The organism is Hyphobacterium sp., assembly GCF_965229905.1.
Taxonomy (GTDB): Bacteria; Pseudomonadota; Alphaproteobacteria; order Caulobacterales; family Maricaulaceae; genus Hyphobacterium.
On the sequence record NZ_OZ245930.1, the window covers coordinates 851,444 to 867,413 of the forward strand.

16 protein-coding genes are annotated in these 15,970 nt (G+C 62.0%); 15 read left to right on the forward strand and 1 reads right to left on the reverse strand.

The genetic code is table 11. The annotated features are described in order from the left end of the window. Positions 1-332: 332 nt before the first annotated feature. The 15 genes from ACO08C_RS04290 (at position 333) to ACO08C_RS04360 (ending at position 14,766) form a co-directional block, all read left to right on the forward strand. Entirely contained in the window at positions 333-1,571 is a 1,239-nt protein-coding gene (locus ACO08C_RS04290) for a flagellar hook-length control protein FliK (protein ID WP_421787775.1), read from the forward strand. Between the two features lie 9 nt (positions 1,572-1,580). After that, a complete protein-coding gene (locus ACO08C_RS04295; RefSeq protein WP_421787776.1) occupies positions 1,581-2,234 on the forward strand; it encodes a flagellar hook assembly protein FlgD in 654 nt (217 codons plus the stop codon). A gap of 99 nt (positions 2,235-2,333) precedes the next feature. Continuing rightward, positions 2,334-3,722 (forward strand): flagellar hook-basal body complex protein, encoded by a 1,389-nt coding sequence (locus ACO08C_RS04300; RefSeq protein ID WP_421787778.1) that lies wholly within the window; start codon positions 2,334-2,336, stop codon positions 3,720-3,722. Between the two features lie 191 nt (positions 3,723-3,913). Then, positions 3,914-4,207: a DUF1153 domain-containing protein gene (locus ACO08C_RS04305; RefSeq protein ID WP_420433872.1), complete on the forward strand. Its 294-nt coding sequence runs from the start codon at positions 3,914-3,916 to the stop codon at positions 4,205-4,207. A gap of 153 nt (positions 4,208-4,360) precedes the next feature. Beyond that, positions 4,361-6,031, forward strand: a complete 1,671-nt coding sequence (fliF, locus tag ACO08C_RS04310; protein WP_421787779.1) for a flagellar basal-body MS-ring/collar protein FliF — start codon at positions 4,361-4,363, stop codon at positions 6,029-6,031. A 3-nt stretch (positions 6,032-6,034) separates the two neighbouring features. Next, positions 6,035-7,063, forward strand: coding sequence for a flagellar motor switch protein FliG (gene fliG / locus ACO08C_RS04315; RefSeq protein WP_421787780.1), 1,029 nt, complete (start codon positions 6,035-6,037; stop codon positions 7,061-7,063). An 8-nt stretch (positions 7,064-7,071) separates the two neighbouring features. Continuing rightward, positions 7,072-7,761 carry a hypothetical protein gene (locus tag ACO08C_RS04320; protein ID WP_421787782.1) on the forward strand — a complete coding sequence of 230 codons (690 nt, stop codon included), beginning with the start codon at positions 7,072-7,074 and terminating at the stop codon, positions 7,759-7,761. Next, entirely contained in the window at positions 7,754-8,146 is a 393-nt protein-coding gene (fliN, locus tag ACO08C_RS04325) for a flagellar motor switch protein FliN (protein ID WP_421787783.1), read from the forward strand. The genes ACO08C_RS04320 and fliN overlap by 8 nt, the downstream gene beginning before the upstream one ends. Positions 8,147-8,184: 38 nt before the next feature. After that, the gene (locus tag ACO08C_RS04330; RefSeq protein WP_421787785.1) at positions 8,185-9,549 is read left to right on the forward strand and encodes a sigma-54-dependent transcriptional regulator; all 1,365 of its coding nucleotides are present in this window, start codon (positions 8,185-8,187) and stop codon (positions 9,547-9,549) included. 7 nt (positions 9,550-9,556) lie between these two features. Next, positions 9,557-11,668 (forward strand): flagellar biosynthesis protein FlhA, encoded by a 2,112-nt coding sequence (gene flhA, locus ACO08C_RS04335; protein WP_421787787.1) that lies wholly within the window; start codon positions 9,557-9,559, stop codon positions 11,666-11,668. 3 nt (positions 11,669-11,671) lie between these two features. Beyond that, positions 11,672-12,664 carry a flagellar biosynthesis-like protein (FlhF) gene (locus tag ACO08C_RS04340; protein WP_421787789.1) on the forward strand — a complete coding sequence of 331 codons (993 nt, stop codon included), beginning with the start codon at positions 11,672-11,674 and terminating at the stop codon, positions 12,662-12,664. Further along, positions 12,661-13,458 carry an AAA family ATPase gene (locus ACO08C_RS04345; protein ID WP_421787791.1) on the forward strand — a complete coding sequence of 266 codons (798 nt, stop codon included), beginning with the start codon at positions 12,661-12,663 and terminating at the stop codon, positions 13,456-13,458. Before ACO08C_RS04340 ends, ACO08C_RS04345 begins: the two co-directional genes overlap by 4 nt. A gap of 11 nt (positions 13,459-13,469) precedes the next feature. Beyond that, the gene (locus ACO08C_RS04350) at positions 13,470-13,787 is read left to right on the forward strand and encodes a hypothetical protein (protein WP_421787793.1); all 318 of its coding nucleotides are present in this window, start codon (positions 13,470-13,472) and stop codon (positions 13,785-13,787) included. An 83-nt stretch (positions 13,788-13,870) separates the two neighbouring features. Then, a complete protein-coding gene (locus tag ACO08C_RS04355; RefSeq protein WP_421787794.1) occupies positions 13,871-14,248 on the forward strand; it encodes a hypothetical protein in 378 nt (125 codons plus the stop codon). Positions 14,249-14,307: 59 nt separating this feature from the next. After that, a complete protein-coding gene (locus ACO08C_RS04360) occupies positions 14,308-14,766 on the forward strand; it encodes a hypothetical protein (protein ID WP_421787796.1) in 459 nt (152 codons plus the stop codon). A 67-nt stretch (positions 14,767-14,833) separates the two neighbouring features. Here the strand turns inward: ACO08C_RS04360 and ACO08C_RS04365 are convergent, their stop codons facing one another. Then, positions 14,834-15,853, reverse strand: a complete 1,020-nt coding sequence (locus ACO08C_RS04365; RefSeq protein WP_421787798.1) for a DUF6607 family protein — start codon at positions 15,851-15,853, stop codon at positions 14,834-14,836. Positions 15,854-15,970: the final 117 nt, after the last annotated feature.

Genomic DNA, 15,970 nt, shown 5'->3' on the forward strand with positions numbered 1-15,970 from the left:
CCGCCAATACGGGCGGCGCGCAGACTGCGACGCCGCCGCAGAAGGCCGCGCCATCAAACCTCGCGAGCGGCAATAGCGTGACTTCCGCTGATTTGAAGATGGCCAGCGGATTGCCGGAGGCGGCAAACGGCAAGCCGAATAATGCGAGCGGACCCATCACCAGCAGTGGGCCGCTGTCTGCGGCGACCGGCACAACCGCGACGACATTGAATACCGCCAGCCATCAAGTAACGGGAATCGCTCCGCACGGGGCGGGAGCACCGCAATTGTCGGCGTCTTCGATGACTACCAATACTGCAGGGTCCGCATCTGGCCACCCGCCGGTTCCTGCCATGCCTCTTCAAGCCGGTGTTTCCGCGCCTGGCGCCAAGTCTGTTACCGCCAGTGACGGGACGTCCGGCATGCGAGCCGCGACGACTGTTGCAGCGCCGACCGCGGCCGGACTTCCAAATCCACCGGCTTTCGCCAATGGCGCGCCGCTGAATTCAACATCCGGAACGGTTCCACTTGCGGCGGCTCAAAACAATAAGGTCGTCGCGCCGTTGGCATCGCCGGGCGAGAGCCCGGTTCATGCCGCTGGCAAATCCGCCAATCTGACCGCTGCCGCACCCAAAATGGCCAGCGCTGATAATCCGGCGAATCCGACAGTGCTGGCGCAGACCGCCGAAACAAAACCGGCTCCTCCGCCAAGCATTGCAACGGTCAGCCAAGCAGCAACGCCTGCCCCGTCCACGGTGGCTGCACCGACGCCTGAGGCGGGCGTCCAGGCGCGGCGGGCGGCCGACGGCACCCTTGCACCTCTGGCCGGCAAGCCGGTGGCCAAAACGCCGGCACAGTCCGTATCCGCCCCAGCGCAAGTCGGCGGCACGCCGAAAACCGCGCCCGCTGCGGCAACGAAGCCCAATATTCCGGCGTCGCCGCAAGTCGCGGCACCTGTCACACACGTTCAACCCTTGGACCGCGAGGCGACGGCCGCCCGAATGCAGATTGACGGGCGCAATCCGGTTTCACCTCCTGGCGAAACCCAGAGCGCGGCCCCGACGGCCGATGCCGACAGCCTTGAGCTCGGTCAGACGCGTGCAGCAGAAACAGCGCGCACCGCCGAACGCCCCGGCACAGCAGCCGGAACGGCGCGGTTTACGCCAGCCAATGCCGGTGCTCTGGCCGCGCAGATCGCCGCCAAATTCCAGAATGGCGAGCGCCGGTTTGAAATTCGCATGGATCCGCCCGAGCTCGGCCGCGTGGAAGTCCGCATGCAAGTCGGGCCCGACAATCGTGTTCAGGCCATTCTAAGTGCGGATCGACCGGAAACTCTTCAGGACATGCGTCAGCATATCCGTGAACTCGAGCGGGCACTGAATGAAGCCGGTCTGGAACTGGGTGAAAACGGCCTTTCGTTCGAACTGTCGCAGGATCGCGATGATGGGCCTGACGATCGCTTGGCCGGTTCGGCTTTTAGCGAACTCGCCCTCGCCGAAGATCGCGCCGGTGACCTGATCGCCGCCGCTCAGCCCACGGAGCTCTACGGCTTCCGCCTGGCGTCGAATGGCGGCGTAGATATCAGATTGTAGGAGCAACGCATGACAACCGGCATCAATGGTTTGGGTTTAAGCGGCGCCTCGCAAAACTCGCAAGCGGCACTGGCCGACAATTTCGAGATGTTTCTGACGCTGCTGACCGAGCAGATGAAGGCGCAAGACCCGCTCAATCCGCTCGATTCAACAGAGTTCGTGAACCAGCTCGTGAATTTTTCCGGCGTGGAGCAGGATATCCGGGCCAATCAGAATCTCGAAAGCCTGATCACCATTCAGTCAGCCGCGGCACAGACCACCGCCGTTGGATTCATCGGGCGCGAGGCGACAGTGAGCTCGCCGCAGGGCATGCTGCACGAGGGATCCGCGGAATGGACCTATGTGCTGCCCGAAGATACGCAGGGCACGCTGATTACCTTGACGGATGAAAACGGCCGCACGGTGGCAACGTTCGAGGGTGAAGCGACGGCCGGTCGTCATACGTTCGAATGGAACGGCCAGGATGCGAGCAGCGTCAATCTTGAGGACGGCGTCTATTCGATGTCGATCACCGCTGTGAATAGCGACGGTCAGCCGGTAACGGCCGACATTCAGACGACGGCCCGGGTGACAGGCGTGGACTTCTCCGGGTCGCAAGTTGTTGTGCAAATGGGAGATATCGAAGTGCTGTTGTCATCGGTGCGCAGCATTCGGGAAATCTAAACAAAGCGGGCCGCAAAGGCCTGACGCTTGGCAAAGAAATATGCCGGGTGGATGAGGACAAAGCAGAACGCTCCTAAAATCAGTTCAGGGAGCCACTCAATGAGTATCAATTCCGCCCTTTGGGCCGGTGCGTCCGGTTTGCTGGCGAATTCCAGCGCGCTGGCCGCCGTTTCGGACAATATCGCAAACGTCAACACGGTCGGCTACAAACGTGCCCAGGCCGTGTTTTCGCCCTTGTATGAATCGACTGGCGTCACTTCGCGTTATGCATCCGGAGGCGTCTCGACAAGCAACCGGTTTCAAATCTCAACCGGCGGTCTTCTGACGCCAGGCACGTCGCCCACCGATCTGGCGATCGCCGGAAACGGCTTTTTCGTCGTTCGGCCGGTGGCCAGTGGCGCCACCGCAACCGATGCGGTCCTATTCACCCGCTCCGGGGCTTTCTCGGCCGACTCCGAAGGCAATCTGCGAAATGACGCAGGCCTGTTCCTTTATGGCTGGCCTGTCGCTGCAGACGGCTCGGTGACGACAAACCCGTCGGATCTTAGCGGGCTGGAAGCAATCAACCTGTCGGCAATCGGCGGGGCCGCCGAGGCGACGACATCGGTTGGGCTCAATGCCAATCTGCAAGCGAGCCAAGCGGTTTCGGCAGACGAGGCGACGTATGCAGCCGGCGTATCGGGAACCAATATGGCCTCCGGCGCAGTCACGCCGGATTTTCAGCGCAATATCCAGATCTACGATAGCCAAGGCGGCGCGCGGACCATCACGCTTTCGATGCTCAAGAGCTCCACGGCGAATGAATGGCATACCGAACTACATATCTCTCCGCCGAGCGACATTCTGACAGGTGCTAGCTTGGTGGACGGGCAAATCGCCACCGGCACGATCGCATTCGATGCCAATGGTGAGATAGATCTGGGCAACACTACGCTGCCGCTGACGCTCGACTTCCTGTCGTCGACCAATGCGGGCCCGCTCGGCGCGAATGAGTTTCAGTGGGCCACTGCAACCGGTGTTGCAGGACAGTCCATCACGCTGAACATCGGTTCACCGACGCAGCCGGGCGGCATGACCCAATATGACAGCCCGTCGACGTTAACCTCCACGCAGGTCAACGGTTCCGCGTTCGGCACATTCACCGGAGTCGATGTCGACGACGAAGGCTTTGTTTACGCCAAATTTTCCAATGGCATCATCCGCAAGACCTATCAGATCCCAATCGCAACTTTCGTCAATGCGAACGGGCTGAATGTCGAGGGCGGCGGCGCATACTCCGTTACACCCGATTCGGGCAATTACACTTTCAACGTCCCGGGAACGGCTTCGGCCGGCACAATTGCGTCGTCGACGCTGGAGAATTCCAATGTCGATCTGGCGACGGAATTCACGAGCCTGATTACCACGCAGCGGGCTTACTCCGCCTCCTCAAAGATCATTACCACGGCCGATGAAATGCTGGACGAAGCGATCCGGATGAAACGCTAAGCCTGATACGGCTCGCTAACTGACTGAACAGGGGACCTTCCGCTCCGGCGGGAGGTTCCTTGCATTTTAGCTATCGGGTTAGAACACAATTTACCACAGCGTTTAGGCGGAATTTAAGAGGCTTGGCGTAACTTCCGTTTTCAACAAGGACGACAAAGAGCGTCCATCGGGTGAAAACAAGGGTGGTGGAAATGCAAGCTCGGCTTCGCAAGGAAAACTATGTCATTGGCCCCGACGGCAGTCCGCTGACGCTGGCGGACCTTCCCAATCCGTCGACCAAGCGCTGGGTGATCCGCCGCAAGGCAGAAGTTGTGGCAGCCGTACGCGGCGGCCTGCTTTCGCTGGAAGAAGCTTGCGAGCGCTATCGCCTGACAGTCGAGGAGTTCCTCGGCTGGCAGCGCGCAATCGAAAAACACGGCCTGGCCGGCTTGCGCACGACGCGGATCCAGCAATACCGCGGAAAGCCCAGCCCGCTCGGAGCTTGAATTCCCTGGGTTCGGACTGAAAAATCTGCTGATAAAGCGCCCGGTTCCTTGAGCCGGGCGCGCGCTTATTAAACCCCCGTTTACGGGGTTGGTGGGAAAAAGTTGCCGGGTAGCTGCTTCGACGCAGCGCAAACGAATCGGCAGGACGCCCACGTGAACAGTCTGTTGGATCAATTACGGTCGCTCGGCGCCATGCGCCTGATAGCCATTTTCGGTCTTAGCGCCGGCCTGGCAATCGCCCTGCTCTTTTTCAGTTTCAACATGGGCGGCGGCAGCCAAGCCCTGCTCTATGCCGGCCTCGATCCCGCAGATTCAGCCCGTGTCAGCGAAGCGCTGGATACCGCCGGCATCCCCTATGAATTCCGCGGCGGCGGATCTTCGATCTACGTTGCGCGTAATCAGGTCGATGAAGCCCGCGTTCGCGTTGCCAGTGGCGGCGCGCTCAATTCGGGCTCCGTTGGATACGAAATATTCGATGAAAGCGACGCGCTCGGCGCGACCAGCTTTGTTCAAAACATGAATGCCAAGCGCGCCCTTGAAGGCGAACTTGCCCGGACCATCCAATCGCTCGACATTATCGATTCCGCCCGCGTGCACCTGGTACTGCCTGAGCGCCGCCTGTTTGAGCGCGATTCCGCCGAGCCATCGGCTTCGATTGTTGTGGCTGCAAGGGGCGAACTGACGGCAGAGCATTCCGGCATCGTCCGGAATATCGTCGCCAGCGCCGTCAGCGGGCTGGCTGCCAGCAACGTAACCATCGCCGATACCACCGGCCGGCTGCTGGCCAGCCCGCAAGCTGGTGATGCTCTGGGCGCGGCGGCGTTGGAAAGCCGGCGCGCGCAGATCGAGGAACAATATCGCCAGCGCATACTCAATCTTGTCGAAGGGGTTGTTGGAGCCGGTGCCGCCCGCGTCCAGGTGAGCGCCGAACTCAACCGCGAGTCGCTGACCGCGAGCAGCGAACAATTCGACATTGAGAACCAGGTCACCTCGCGGCGCCAGCGCTCCGAGGAAACGGGACGCGAAGTCGATGGCGCCGCCAACGCGGTTTCCGCTTCCGAGAACCTGCCCGATGAAGACGTTGCGGACGGGGACCCGCAATCCGTCAACGAGACGAGCCGGTCGGACGAAACCGTCGAGTTCCAGACGCCGGTCACACGCACAACGCGCGTTATTGAAGCCGGCGGCATCGAACGCTTGTCCGTCGCCGTCGCCGTCGATGGCGTAGTCGAAATCGCGGAGGATGGAAGCCGGAGTTATACGCCCCGCTCCGAGGAGGAGATGGCGCAGATTACGGCGCTTGTCCGGTCCGCCATGGGCTTTACGCAAGTCGAAAACGGCCGTCAGGACAGCCTGGAAGTAACGAATATCCGCTTCGCACGCGCAGACCCGACCCTGGGTACGCCCGCCGCATCCGGATTTTCCATCAATAAGAACGACATCATGCGCGCTGCGGAAATCGGCGTGATGTTCATTACCGCCCTGCTCGTGATTTTCCTCGTGGCGCGGCCACTGGCCAAGGGCGCCGCTTCGGCAGGCCCGGCCATGGCGATTGCGGGCGCCGGAGCCGGTACGGCTCCAGCGGTTGAGCAGGGACGCGCAAATGCGGGAGCCATCGCCGATCAAAGCGGAGGCGAGATGGCCGCGGCATCAGCGAGCATTGGCAGCTCGCCTGCCAACGCCCCTCCCCGCGATGACGGCATCGATATCGCCAAGATCGACGGCCAAGTGAAAGCCTCCTCGCTGAAGAAGATCTCAGGCGTTGTGAATTCGCATCCGGATGAGTCGCTTTCGATCATCCGCAGCTGGATGAATGAGGCGTAGACGATGGCCAGGGAAGCCAAACGCGTCATCGAAGATCCCAACAAGCTTGGCGGCCCCGAGCGGGCAGCCGTGATCCTGCTCGCCCTCGGCGATGAAGAGCACGCATTATGGGAAATGATGGATGAAGAGGAGATCCGTGAGGTCTCCCAGGCGATGTCCAATCTCGGCAGCGTCTCGTCCAAGGCCGTCGAGAAACTCATCGTCGACTTCGCAGAGCAGATTTCCAAGGGCGGCTCGCTGATGGGCTCGTTCGAGGCGACGCAACGCTTGCTCAACTCGTTTCTGCCTGGCGAAAAAGTCGAAGGCATCATGGAGGAGCTGCGGGGTCCAGCTGGCCGGACCATGTGGGACAAGCTCGGCAATGTGAACGAGGTCGTCCTCGCCAATTATCTGAAAAACGAATATCCGCAGACGGTGGCGGTGATCCTTTCCAAGGTGAAGGGCGAGCACGCCTCTCGCGTGCTTGGCGCCCTGCCGGAAGATTTTGCGCTGGAAGTTGTGATGCGGATGCTCCGCATGGAACCGGTGCAACGTGAAATTCTCGACAAGATCGAAGAGACGCTGCGCACCGAATTCATGTCAAATCTGGCGCGAACGTCGAAGCGGGACAGCCATGAAATGATGGCGGAAATCTTCAACAATTTCGACCGGCAGACCGAAAACCGTTTCCTCGCGGCCCTCGAAGAACGCAATCGTGACAGTGCCGAGAAGATCCGGGCGCTGATGTTCGTGTTCGAAGACCTTTCCAAGCTCGATCCAGGCGGAATTCAGACGCTGCTGCGCGCCGTCGACAAGGATCAGCTCGGGCTCGCCCTGAAAGGCGCCTCTGACAGCCTGCGCGATCTGTTCTTCTCCAACATGTCCGAGCGCGCGGCAAAAATCCTGAAAGACGACATGGCCGCAATGGGACCGGTCCGCCTGAAGGATGTCGACCAGGCCCAGACCACCATGGTTGCCACCGCCAAGGATCTTGCTGCCAAGGGCGAGATCCTGCTGGCCGAAGGTGGCGGTGAAGACGAGCTGATTTACTAGGAGCCCCGATGTCCGACCCCGTCCGCAAATTTGATTTCGGCACCGTCTTTTCGGCGGACGGCGAAGTCTTGCGCGATGGAGACACTGTGCGCCGTGTACTGACAGCTGAAGAAGTCGAGAAGGCCAAGAAGCAGGCTTTCGAAGAGGGCCAGTCCTCATCCGTTGCGCAAGCGGCCGGGCAACAAGCCGAAGCCGTGCGCGCCGTGGCGTCACAAATGCAGATGATCCTGTCGCGATTACACTCCGAATCGGAAGCCTTGCGCCGCGATGCGGCCACCACCGCGCTGGTCGCGGCGCAGAAAATCGCCGGTACCGCACTGGAGCGGAACACGGTTCATTCGGTTGTCGAATTCGCCCGGTCGATCATGGCCGATCTGCGCGGCGAACCGGTGTTTCGTGTCCGCTGCGCGGAAGCCATCGCCGGCGAAGTTTCAACCGTTTTGGAACAAGCCGCGAGCGAAACCGGGTTTGATGGCGGCATCGATGTTCGGGCCGACACGGAAATGTCGGGGGCCGATTGCCGGCTCGAATGGGCGTCGGGCCAGATCGACCGATCGCGCGCCGATATCGAAGCCAGGATCGAAACACTCGTAGCGGAATGGTTGGCAGGCCCGGCCGAGGATCCGTCAGCTGATGCGCCGGCTGACGACAGCCCGGACGCCGACGGCGAACGGGATAAGGAGCAAGACAATGTCTGAAGAGAGCGATCTGGACCTTCCCGAGTTCGATGGCGACGCGGCCGAAGGGCCGGCCGATGTGCCGGCCAAGACGCCGGCGCCATCGGCTGACCCGGCCGGGCTCGCGGCAACACTCGCTGATGAGGATGAAAAGTCCGCCACCGATCTGGCGCCGGTCTTCGATGTTCCGGTGAATGTCTCTGCAGTCCTCGGAAAAACCCATATCGAGTTGCATTCATTGCTGAAATTGCAGGCCGGCTCAGTCGTCGAGCTGGAGCGCAAAGTCGGCGAAGCGATTGATATCTACGTCAACGACCGATTGGTCGCGCGCGGCGAAGTCGTCGTCGTCGAAGACCGGCTCGGCGTGACCATGACCGAAATCATCAAGGACGGAGACGCGGCATGACCCGCCTCGCGGTCCGCAACGGCAAGGAGGGCTAAGCGATGCGCTTGCTCATTGTGGGAAGCCTTGGAGGTCAGCTCCATACCGCGGCGAAGATAGCGATCGATCGCGGCGCGAAAGTGGCGCAGGTCGACACGATCAACCAGGCGACGAGCCATTTGCGCGCCGGACGTGGCGCCGATCTTCTCATGGTCGACGCGTCGCTCGATATCGGTGCGCTGATTGCTGCGAACGAAGCCGAGCGGATCACGGTTCCGGTCGTTGCCTGCGGGGTGAACGTCAAACCGGATATCGCGGCATCTGCCATTCGTGCGGGCGCCAAGGAATTCATACCGCTGCCGCCCGAAGCCGATCTGATTGCCGCCGTCCTCGAAGCCGTTGCGGACGACGAGCAGCCGATGATCGCGCGCGACGCGGCCATGCATAAGGTGATCGAATTCGCCAATCAGATCGCGGCCTCGGATGCGAGCGTGCTGATCACCGGCGAAAGCGGCTCCGGCAAGGAGGTGATGGCGCGCTATGTTCACAACAAGTCGAAACGTGCGGCCGCGCCCTTCATTTCCGTAAACTGCGCCGCCATTCCGGAAAACCTGCTGGAATCGGAGCTTTTCGGCCACGAGAAGGGTGCGTTCACCGGCGCTGTGGCCCGCCGGATCGGCAAGTTCGAGGAAGCCAATGGCGGTACGCTGCTACTGGACGAAATCTCGGAAATGGACGCGCGCCTGCAGGCCAAGATGCTGCGCGCGCTGCAGGAAAGGGAAATCGACCGCGTCGGCGGGAACGGACCGGTCAAGATCGACATTCGCGTGCTGGCCACATCGAATCGCGACCTCCGCAAGGCGGTTGCCGAGGGCCAGTTCCGCGAAGACCTTCTGTTCCGGCTGAACGTCGTAAACCTTGCGCTGCCCCCCCTGCGTGACCGCCCGGACGACATCATCGCGCTGGCCGAGCACTTCGCCCGCAAATATGCGGCCGCCAACGGGCTGGGCGACCGGCCTATCTCGGACAATGCGAAAACCGCGCTGATCGCGCGTGATTGGCCGGGCAATGTGCGCGAACTCGAGAACACGATGCACCGCGCCGTCTTGCTGGCCTCCGGCAAAGAAATCGGTCCGGAAGCCATCCGCATGCCGGACGGCTCGCTGTTCACTGGTTCGAGCGCGTCGACCGCGTCGCGGGCGGCGGAAGCCGCTAACACCGCGCAGCGCAACCAGGTCGGCCGCACGGTGGCCGAGGTCGAGCAGGACCTGATCCTGGAAACGCTGGATCACTGTCTGGGCAACCGGACTCATGCCGCCAACATTCTGGGGATTTCGATCCGGACGCTGCGCAACAAGCTCAAGCTCTATACCGAACAGGGCGTTTCAGTGCCGCTACCCGGCGAAACCCGTGCAGGAGCGGCCTAACAACTAGATGGCTGACGCGACCGCCTCCTCCCGGCCCGGACAGGGCGGGTTTGATCTCTCGGGATTCCTGAAGAAGGGCCTGCGCGGCGATGTCGCGCTAGGGGTCGGCATCATGGGCATCCTGGTGATGCTCATCCTGCCGATGCCACGCATGCTGATGGATGTGGCGCTGGCCATCTCCATTTCGCTGTCGGTCCTCGTGTTGATGACCGCCCTCTTCATTAAGAAACCGCTGGAATTTTCGGCGTTTCCGGCCGTCTTGCTGATCGCGACGCTGTTGCGGCTCGGCCTCAACATCGCTTCGACCCGCCTGATCCTGTCGAATGGCGCGGAGGGAACCGATGCCGCCGGCCAAGTGATCGAGGCGTTCGGCGCCTTTGTGATGCAGGGTAATGTCGTCATCGGCATTATTGTCTTCGTTATCCTTGTGATCGTGAATTTCGTCGTGATCACAAAGGGTTCGGGCCGCATCGCGGAAGTCGCCGCCCGCTTCACACTCGATGCCATGCCGGGCAAGCAGATGGCCATCGACGCCGATCTTTCGGCCGGCCTCATCAATGAAGACCAGGCCCGCGAGCGGCGCAAAGAGCTCGAAGGTGAGAGCAATTTCTTCGGCGCCATGGACGGTGCCTCGAAATTCGTGCGCGGCGATGCCATCGCCGGCCTGCTGATTACCGCGATCAATCTGATTGCCGGCATGGTGATCGGCATTGCCCAGTCCGGTATGGACTTCGGCACGGCCGCTTCGACCTACTCGACGCTGACCATCGGCGACGGCCTGGTTTCGCAAATTCCGGCACTGATCATCTCGGTCGCGGCCGGCCTGCTGGTCTCCAAGGCGGGCGTGGAGGGCGAGGCCGACAAAGCGCTTTACGGTCAGCTGGCCGGCAATCCGCAAGGCCTGTACATGGTGGCCGCGACGGCGGGTGTGATCGGTCTCCTGCCCGGCATGCCGCTGATTCCCTTTGCCCTGATGTCGGCCGGCGCCGTCGGACTGGCCTTGACCGCGCGGCGAAAGGCCGAGACCGAAGAAAGTGCAAAGGCCGCCAAGGTTGCCGAGGAGAGCGCAGAAGCGGAGTCCGCGGAACCGCCGATTGGCGAGACACTGGCGCTCGACGAGCTGAAGATCGAACTCGGCTATGGCCTTCTGCCGCTCATCAACGATGTCGAAGGCCGCAAGCTGACGGATCAGATCAGAGCGCTGCGCCGGACCATGGCGGAAGAAACCGGGTTCGTGACGCCGTCCGTGCGGATCATCGACAATATGCGCTTGGGCTCGAACGACTACACGATCCGGGTCAAGGAGATGAAGGCCGGAGACGGCAAGGTCCTGCTCAAGCACCTGCTGGTAATGGACCCGCAAGGCCATCAGATCGATTTGCCCGGCGAGCATGTGAAGGAACCGGCATTCGGCCTGCCCGCCACCTGGATCGATGAGAATCTGCGCGAGGAAGCAACCTTCCGCGGCTACACGATTGTCGACCCGTCGGCCGTGCTGGTCACGCACCTGACCGAGATCTTGCGAGAGCACATGCCGGAGCTCCTCTCCTATGCCGAGGTCGAAAAGCTGATCAACGGGCTTTCGAAGGAACACAAGAAGCTGGTCGACGACATCACGCCGTCGCAGATCTCGCGCGCCGGTATCCAGCGTATCCTGCAGAACCTGCTGAAAGAACGGATCTCGATCCGCGATCTGCCGACGATTCTCGAAGGCATTGCCGAAGCCAGCACGCATTCCCAGCATGTCGACGCGATTACCGAGCATGTGCGCACGCGCCTGGCGCGCCAGATCTGCCACGCCCATTCGGGTCCGGACGGGCAGCTGCCGATTCTTGCCCTGTCGCCGCAGTGGGAACAGTCTTTTGCCGAAGCCATGATCGGCGACGGCGAACGCAAGCAGCTGGCCTTGCCGCCGTCGAAACTGCATGAGTTCGTTGCCGCGGTCCGCGACGCCTTCGAGCGCGCCGCCGCCCAGGGCGAAACGCCAGCCATCCTGACCAGCCCGGCGGCGCGGCCTTATGTGCGATCGCTGGTCGAGCGCTTCCGCGCCAATACGATCGTCATGGGCCAGAACGAAATTCATCCGTCGGCGCGCCTGAAAACCATGGGGCATATCTAGGCCATGCGGCTCAAGACATTCTCCGCGCCCTCGCTCATGGAAGCCATGGCGAGCATCCGCCGCGAGCTCGGTGAGGACGCCATTATTGTGGCGACCAGCGATGCGCCGGGTGGCGGCGTTCAGGTCCGGGCGGCTTCCGACAAACCCTTGGGCGGCGATGCCATCGAAGCCCCGCGTGAACGCGCCGAACGCCTTCATCGGGAGATCGTCCAGCAACGCGGGGATCATTCGGATGGCGTCGACCGGGTGATCCGCGTCCTCGGATTTCATCGCGTGCCGGACACTGCCATTGAGGCGCTCGCGCGCTTCTGTGACATGCAGGAAGATGTTCCGGCGGCCCATCGGTTGGCTCAGGCGCTGGAAAGCCGATACCGGTTCGCGCCGATTGAGGGGCTGGCCGGCGAAGTCCTGCTGTTTGCCGGTGCGCCCGGCTCAGGGAAAACGGCGACGCTGGCGCGCATCGCTGCGCGTGCATCGGCCCATGGCGTGCCGGCGCTGCTGATCGCCACCGATTGTGAACGTGCCGGCGCGGAAGCGCGGATTTCCGAACTCGCGGCCAAGCTCGATCTGCCTTACGCGATTGCGGACGACCCCCGCGATGCAGAGCGGCAGGTGCAGGATGCCGGTGACCGCCTGGTGCTGATTGACGCTCCAGCCGTCAATCCGTTCGATCTCGACGATCTCGACATGACGGCCGCTTTCGCAGCCGCCGCCGAAGCGGAAATCATCGCCATCATCGAAGCCGGTTGTGCGCCGGAGGATGCCTTTGAAGCCGGGTCGCTGTTGGCGTCTGTCGGCGCAAGCCGCGTCCTGATCACGAAAGCCGATTGTGCTCGCCGCAAGGGTGCCATGCTGGCCGCGGGCGAAGCCGGCATGGCTTTCGCTCACTTGTCCGCTAGCCCCTATATCGGCGCCGGCCTGGCCCCGGCGACGCCCTTGCGCTTCGCGCGCACCCTGCTCGATCTGCAAGACCTACCGGATGGAGAGTCGGCATGAGTTCAACGGGACTTGGTCACACGCCGGCTGGGCGCATTCTCGCCATCGCTTCGGGAAAAGGCGGCGTCGGGAAAACGGTTATCGCGGCCGGTCTGGCGCAGGCATTTTCGGCGCAAGGCGACCGGTTGCTGCTGATCGATGGCGATCTCGGTATGGCGAATATCGACGTGCAACTTGGCCTGTCACCGGATGCCGATCTTGCTGCAGTGATGTCCGGTCAGGTGCTGCTGGAGGATGCCTGCCTGCCGGTCATGGGCGGCGCCTGCAAGCCGGGCGGCTTCGATGTGATCTCCGGCCGGTCCGGCTCAGGGGGATTGGCGGGGCTTCGACCGGATGCGGTCAACCGCCTGGCAGCGGCTTGCGCGACGATCGCCTTGTCCTACGAGCGAGCCGTGCTCGATCTTGCCGCCGGTGCCGATGACTCGACCTTGCGGCTCGCCATGGCCGCCGACGATGTGGTGATTGTCATCAATGACGAGCCGACCTCGCTGACCGATGCCTACGCGTTTGTGAAGCGGTTGCGGATTCGCGACGAGACAGCCGCGCCCCTGGTCGTCGTCAATAACGCGCCGACCCCGGACAAGGGCCGCGAGGCTTATGCCGCCTTCCGCAAGACCTGTCAGAGTTTCCTCGGCTTTGCTCCGGCTCTGGCGGGGCTCGTCAGCCGCGACGAGCAAGTCCCGCAAGCGATCCGCAGTCAGACTCCCCTGGGCGTGCGCGCCCCGGAATGTCCCGCAATGCAGGATATATCCCGGCTCGCGGCAGGGCTCGCCGCCGGGCGCGAAGCGGCCTAGAGTGTCCCGTCATGGAGGCGATACTCGATAGGATATCCGGCGGGTTTACCGCCATGGATTGGTGGCTGATCCTCGTCTGGTCGCTTTTCGGTGCGCTGATCATGCGGCGCATGACGCAATTGCCCGTGGTCGTGGGGCTCGCCTTCGTAGCGGATACGATCACGCCCTATTTCCTGCGAATTGCGACCGGGGTTACACCGGATTTTGCCTTCGATCTGATGCTGGCGCGGCTGGATGGCCGCGGCGGCCTGGTGCTCCTGTCCACCCTGTTCATATACTTCGTGCTGATCGGCTTGCTCTTTACGTTGAAGGGCCGCTTTCGCAGTTGATGCCAGGCTTTTTTCTCTCCGTGCTGGCGAGCGCCCTTCTTCCCAATGGATGCACGCAGCCTGGATGGAGCTTTTGCGTCCGCATGCCTGTAGATGCCGAGCGAACCGTCCATTTCGAAGGCGAGGCTGGCATCCTCTACAACTTCGTGATGGCCGACGGTTCGAGCGCGCACATCCATGTCGGATGGGGGGCGGTTGAAATGGCGCCTGGCCAGTGGTCGGAGCGGCGGCAAGGGCTGGAAACCGTGCGCTGGCAAACCGGCGAAGACGGGCGGATCGATTACTATATCGAACGGGTGTGGGCGGAATCGGCGGGTATCCCGCGCTGGCTTCACATGTGGGTGTTGCCGTCCGAGGAAGGGACAATAGTCGATGCCGAAGCGCTGATCGGTACCGTGCGGTCGTGCGATGAAAGGCTGTGTCCATCGCCCGGCCCGGTTGATGCGGCCGAGGCCGGCTGACTGCATCCAGATCACCCCTTCGCAGCATCAAAGGGAAAATCCCGAAACGGAGATTCCTTATGACGCCTGCAATACTATCCGCCCTTCTGTTGTTTGCCTCTGACGCCGCCGTGACAACGCCCGCCGAATTGCAGTTTGGTTCCGGTCCGGACAGGCATGAATTCTCGGCTATTTGTGACAGCCATACCGTACGCGAACTCGACCCGGCTGCCTTACCGCTGGCGACTGACAATCATGTCCAGGTCGATTGCGAGGGCTTCAACTATTTCGGCGACGAACGCCTCGCAGAGTTCGTTTTCGCGGATGGCGCGCTGACCCATGTCTGGATCCTGGTCGACGAAGACGAGCTGGATGGGCTGCTATCCGCTTTTGAAACAGAGTTCGGCGCACCGAGCCGGGAAGCCCCGGTATTTGCCGCCTTCTTTGAGGCGCGCGCGGCCGTTCGGCGCGATGTCCCCGAAGCGCTTTACTACAGCGAAGCCGCTGCGCCGTTGTTCGAGGGTTTCTTCTCGCAATAAACAATAGGGCTCCAGGCCAAAAGCCGGGAGCCCCACTGCACGCAATATTTCGTCTTGCCGTATCGCCTTACTCAGCGGCCGCCATCTGTGCGGGCGCGCCATGAATATCGACCTGTGCGTTGAGCAATTCCCGGGTTTCGGCCCAGGCCTCTTCCGTGGTTTCGGCGCCGAAATGGATCCGCATCGACGCATTCAGCACCGGCCCATAGAGAAGCGTGCCTTCGGCGTCGTCCTCGACATGGAAGCCTTCGGAATGCGCTTCCAGATCATCCCAATAATCGCGGACCAATGCCCAGTATTCTTCCGTCGCCGCCCAGTATTCATCGGCGTTGGCGTCATTCGGGAGATCGGTACGGATGTAGGTGTTCACGCCAACTTCGCGGACCAGCGGCGTGTGCCCGCCATTCGCATCGACCACGAGCTTGGTGTTGTCCTGCTCGTGCACCCAGCCCCAGGGGGTTACGACGTGCCGATTGACCGCCTCGATGGCGTGGTAGTCGGAGCGGGTCGTATCATCGCGGCGCGGCAGCGGCCGCCATGAGGTCTCCGGCTCCCACGTCGAAATGGTCCCGTCATGTTCCCAGCGGGCGAGCCCCGCATATCGGGGGCTGTCATCCACCTGGTAAACACTCTGCGACCATGCGCCCGCGGCTTCGGCGGCCGGGATGTCGACCATGTCCCAATTGTCATGGCCGCGGAACGCCATGATCCGCTCCGGTTGATATTCCCAATCCTGCCGCCAGTGCTTGATGACCATGGCATCGTCATCTTCGCTGGTGAGCAAGAGGTGCTGCATGACGATCACGTCGCCATGGTCCTCGATGACACGGACCACCTCCCAGGCTCCGGTGCGCTTGTCATCGGCAAACTCATAGCCGTCCTGCAGCGCCACGACTTCGCGGAAGTCAAACGTCACGTCGTATTCGCCGGCCATCGCCAGGATCGCCTCACGATCACGTTGGAAATCGGCTTCGCTGCGTTCATCGACCGCAGCAGATTGAGCGACCGGCGCCTGGTCTGACTGCAGTGTTGTGCAGGCCGTCAGGCCGAACGCGAGAATGGCGGTGAGAGAAAGTCTGGATAACATCGGGGTCCCCGTTTGGTCGACGCTGGAGGTCCCTACTGTTATCGCGAACGATTCGCACTTGCAATCGCAAAAAGTGCGGGGCAGATAGATTTCTACATGCCTATGCGAACCATTTGC

Excerpts from the sequence above, each read along its gene's own strand:
- ACO08C_RS04305 (WP_420433872.1), top strand. The coding sequence starts at position 3,914 with ATGCAAGCTCGGCTTCGCAAGGAAAACTATGTCATTGGCCCCGACGGC.
- ACO08C_RS04355 (WP_421787794.1), top strand. The coding sequence starts at position 13,871 with ATGCCTGTAGATGCCGAGCGAACCGTCCATTTCGAAGGCGAGGCTGGC.
- fliG (WP_421787780.1), top strand. The coding sequence starts at position 6,035 with ATGGCCAGGGAAGCCAAACGCGTCATCGAAGATCCCAACAAGCTTGGC.
- ACO08C_RS04340 (WP_421787789.1), top strand. The coding sequence starts at position 11,672 with ATGCGGCTCAAGACATTCTCCGCGCCCTCGCTCATGGAAGCCATGGCG.
- ACO08C_RS04320 (WP_421787782.1), top strand. The coding sequence starts at position 7,072 with ATGTCCGACCCCGTCCGCAAATTTGATTTCGGCACCGTCTTTTCGGCG.
- flhA (WP_421787787.1), top strand. The coding sequence starts at position 9,557 with ATGGCTGACGCGACCGCCTCCTCCCGGCCCGGACAGGGCGGGTTTGAT.
- ACO08C_RS04330 (WP_421787785.1), top strand. The coding sequence starts at position 8,185 with ATGCGCTTGCTCATTGTGGGAAGCCTTGGAGGTCAGCTCCATACCGCG.
- fliN (WP_421787783.1), top strand. The coding sequence starts at position 7,754 with ATGTCTGAAGAGAGCGATCTGGACCTTCCCGAGTTCGATGGCGACGCG.
- ACO08C_RS04295 (WP_421787776.1), top strand. The coding sequence starts at position 1,581 with ATGACAACCGGCATCAATGGTTTGGGTTTAAGCGGCGCCTCGCAAAAC.
- ACO08C_RS04360 (WP_421787796.1), top strand. The coding sequence starts at position 14,308 with ATGACGCCTGCAATACTATCCGCCCTTCTGTTGTTTGCCTCTGACGCC.
- ACO08C_RS04365 (WP_421787798.1), bottom strand. The coding sequence starts at position 15,853 with ATGTTATCCAGACTTTCTCTCACCGCCATTCTCGCGTTCGGCCTGACG.
- ACO08C_RS04300 (WP_421787778.1), top strand. The coding sequence starts at position 2,334 with ATGAGTATCAATTCCGCCCTTTGGGCCGGTGCGTCCGGTTTGCTGGCG.
- ACO08C_RS04290 (WP_421787775.1), top strand. The coding sequence starts at position 333 with ATGCCTCTTCAAGCCGGTGTTTCCGCGCCTGGCGCCAAGTCTGTTACC.
- ACO08C_RS04350 (WP_421787793.1), top strand. The coding sequence starts at position 13,470 with ATGGAGGCGATACTCGATAGGATATCCGGCGGGTTTACCGCCATGGAT.
- ACO08C_RS04345 (WP_421787791.1), top strand. The coding sequence starts at position 12,661 with ATGAGTTCAACGGGACTTGGTCACACGCCGGCTGGGCGCATTCTCGCC.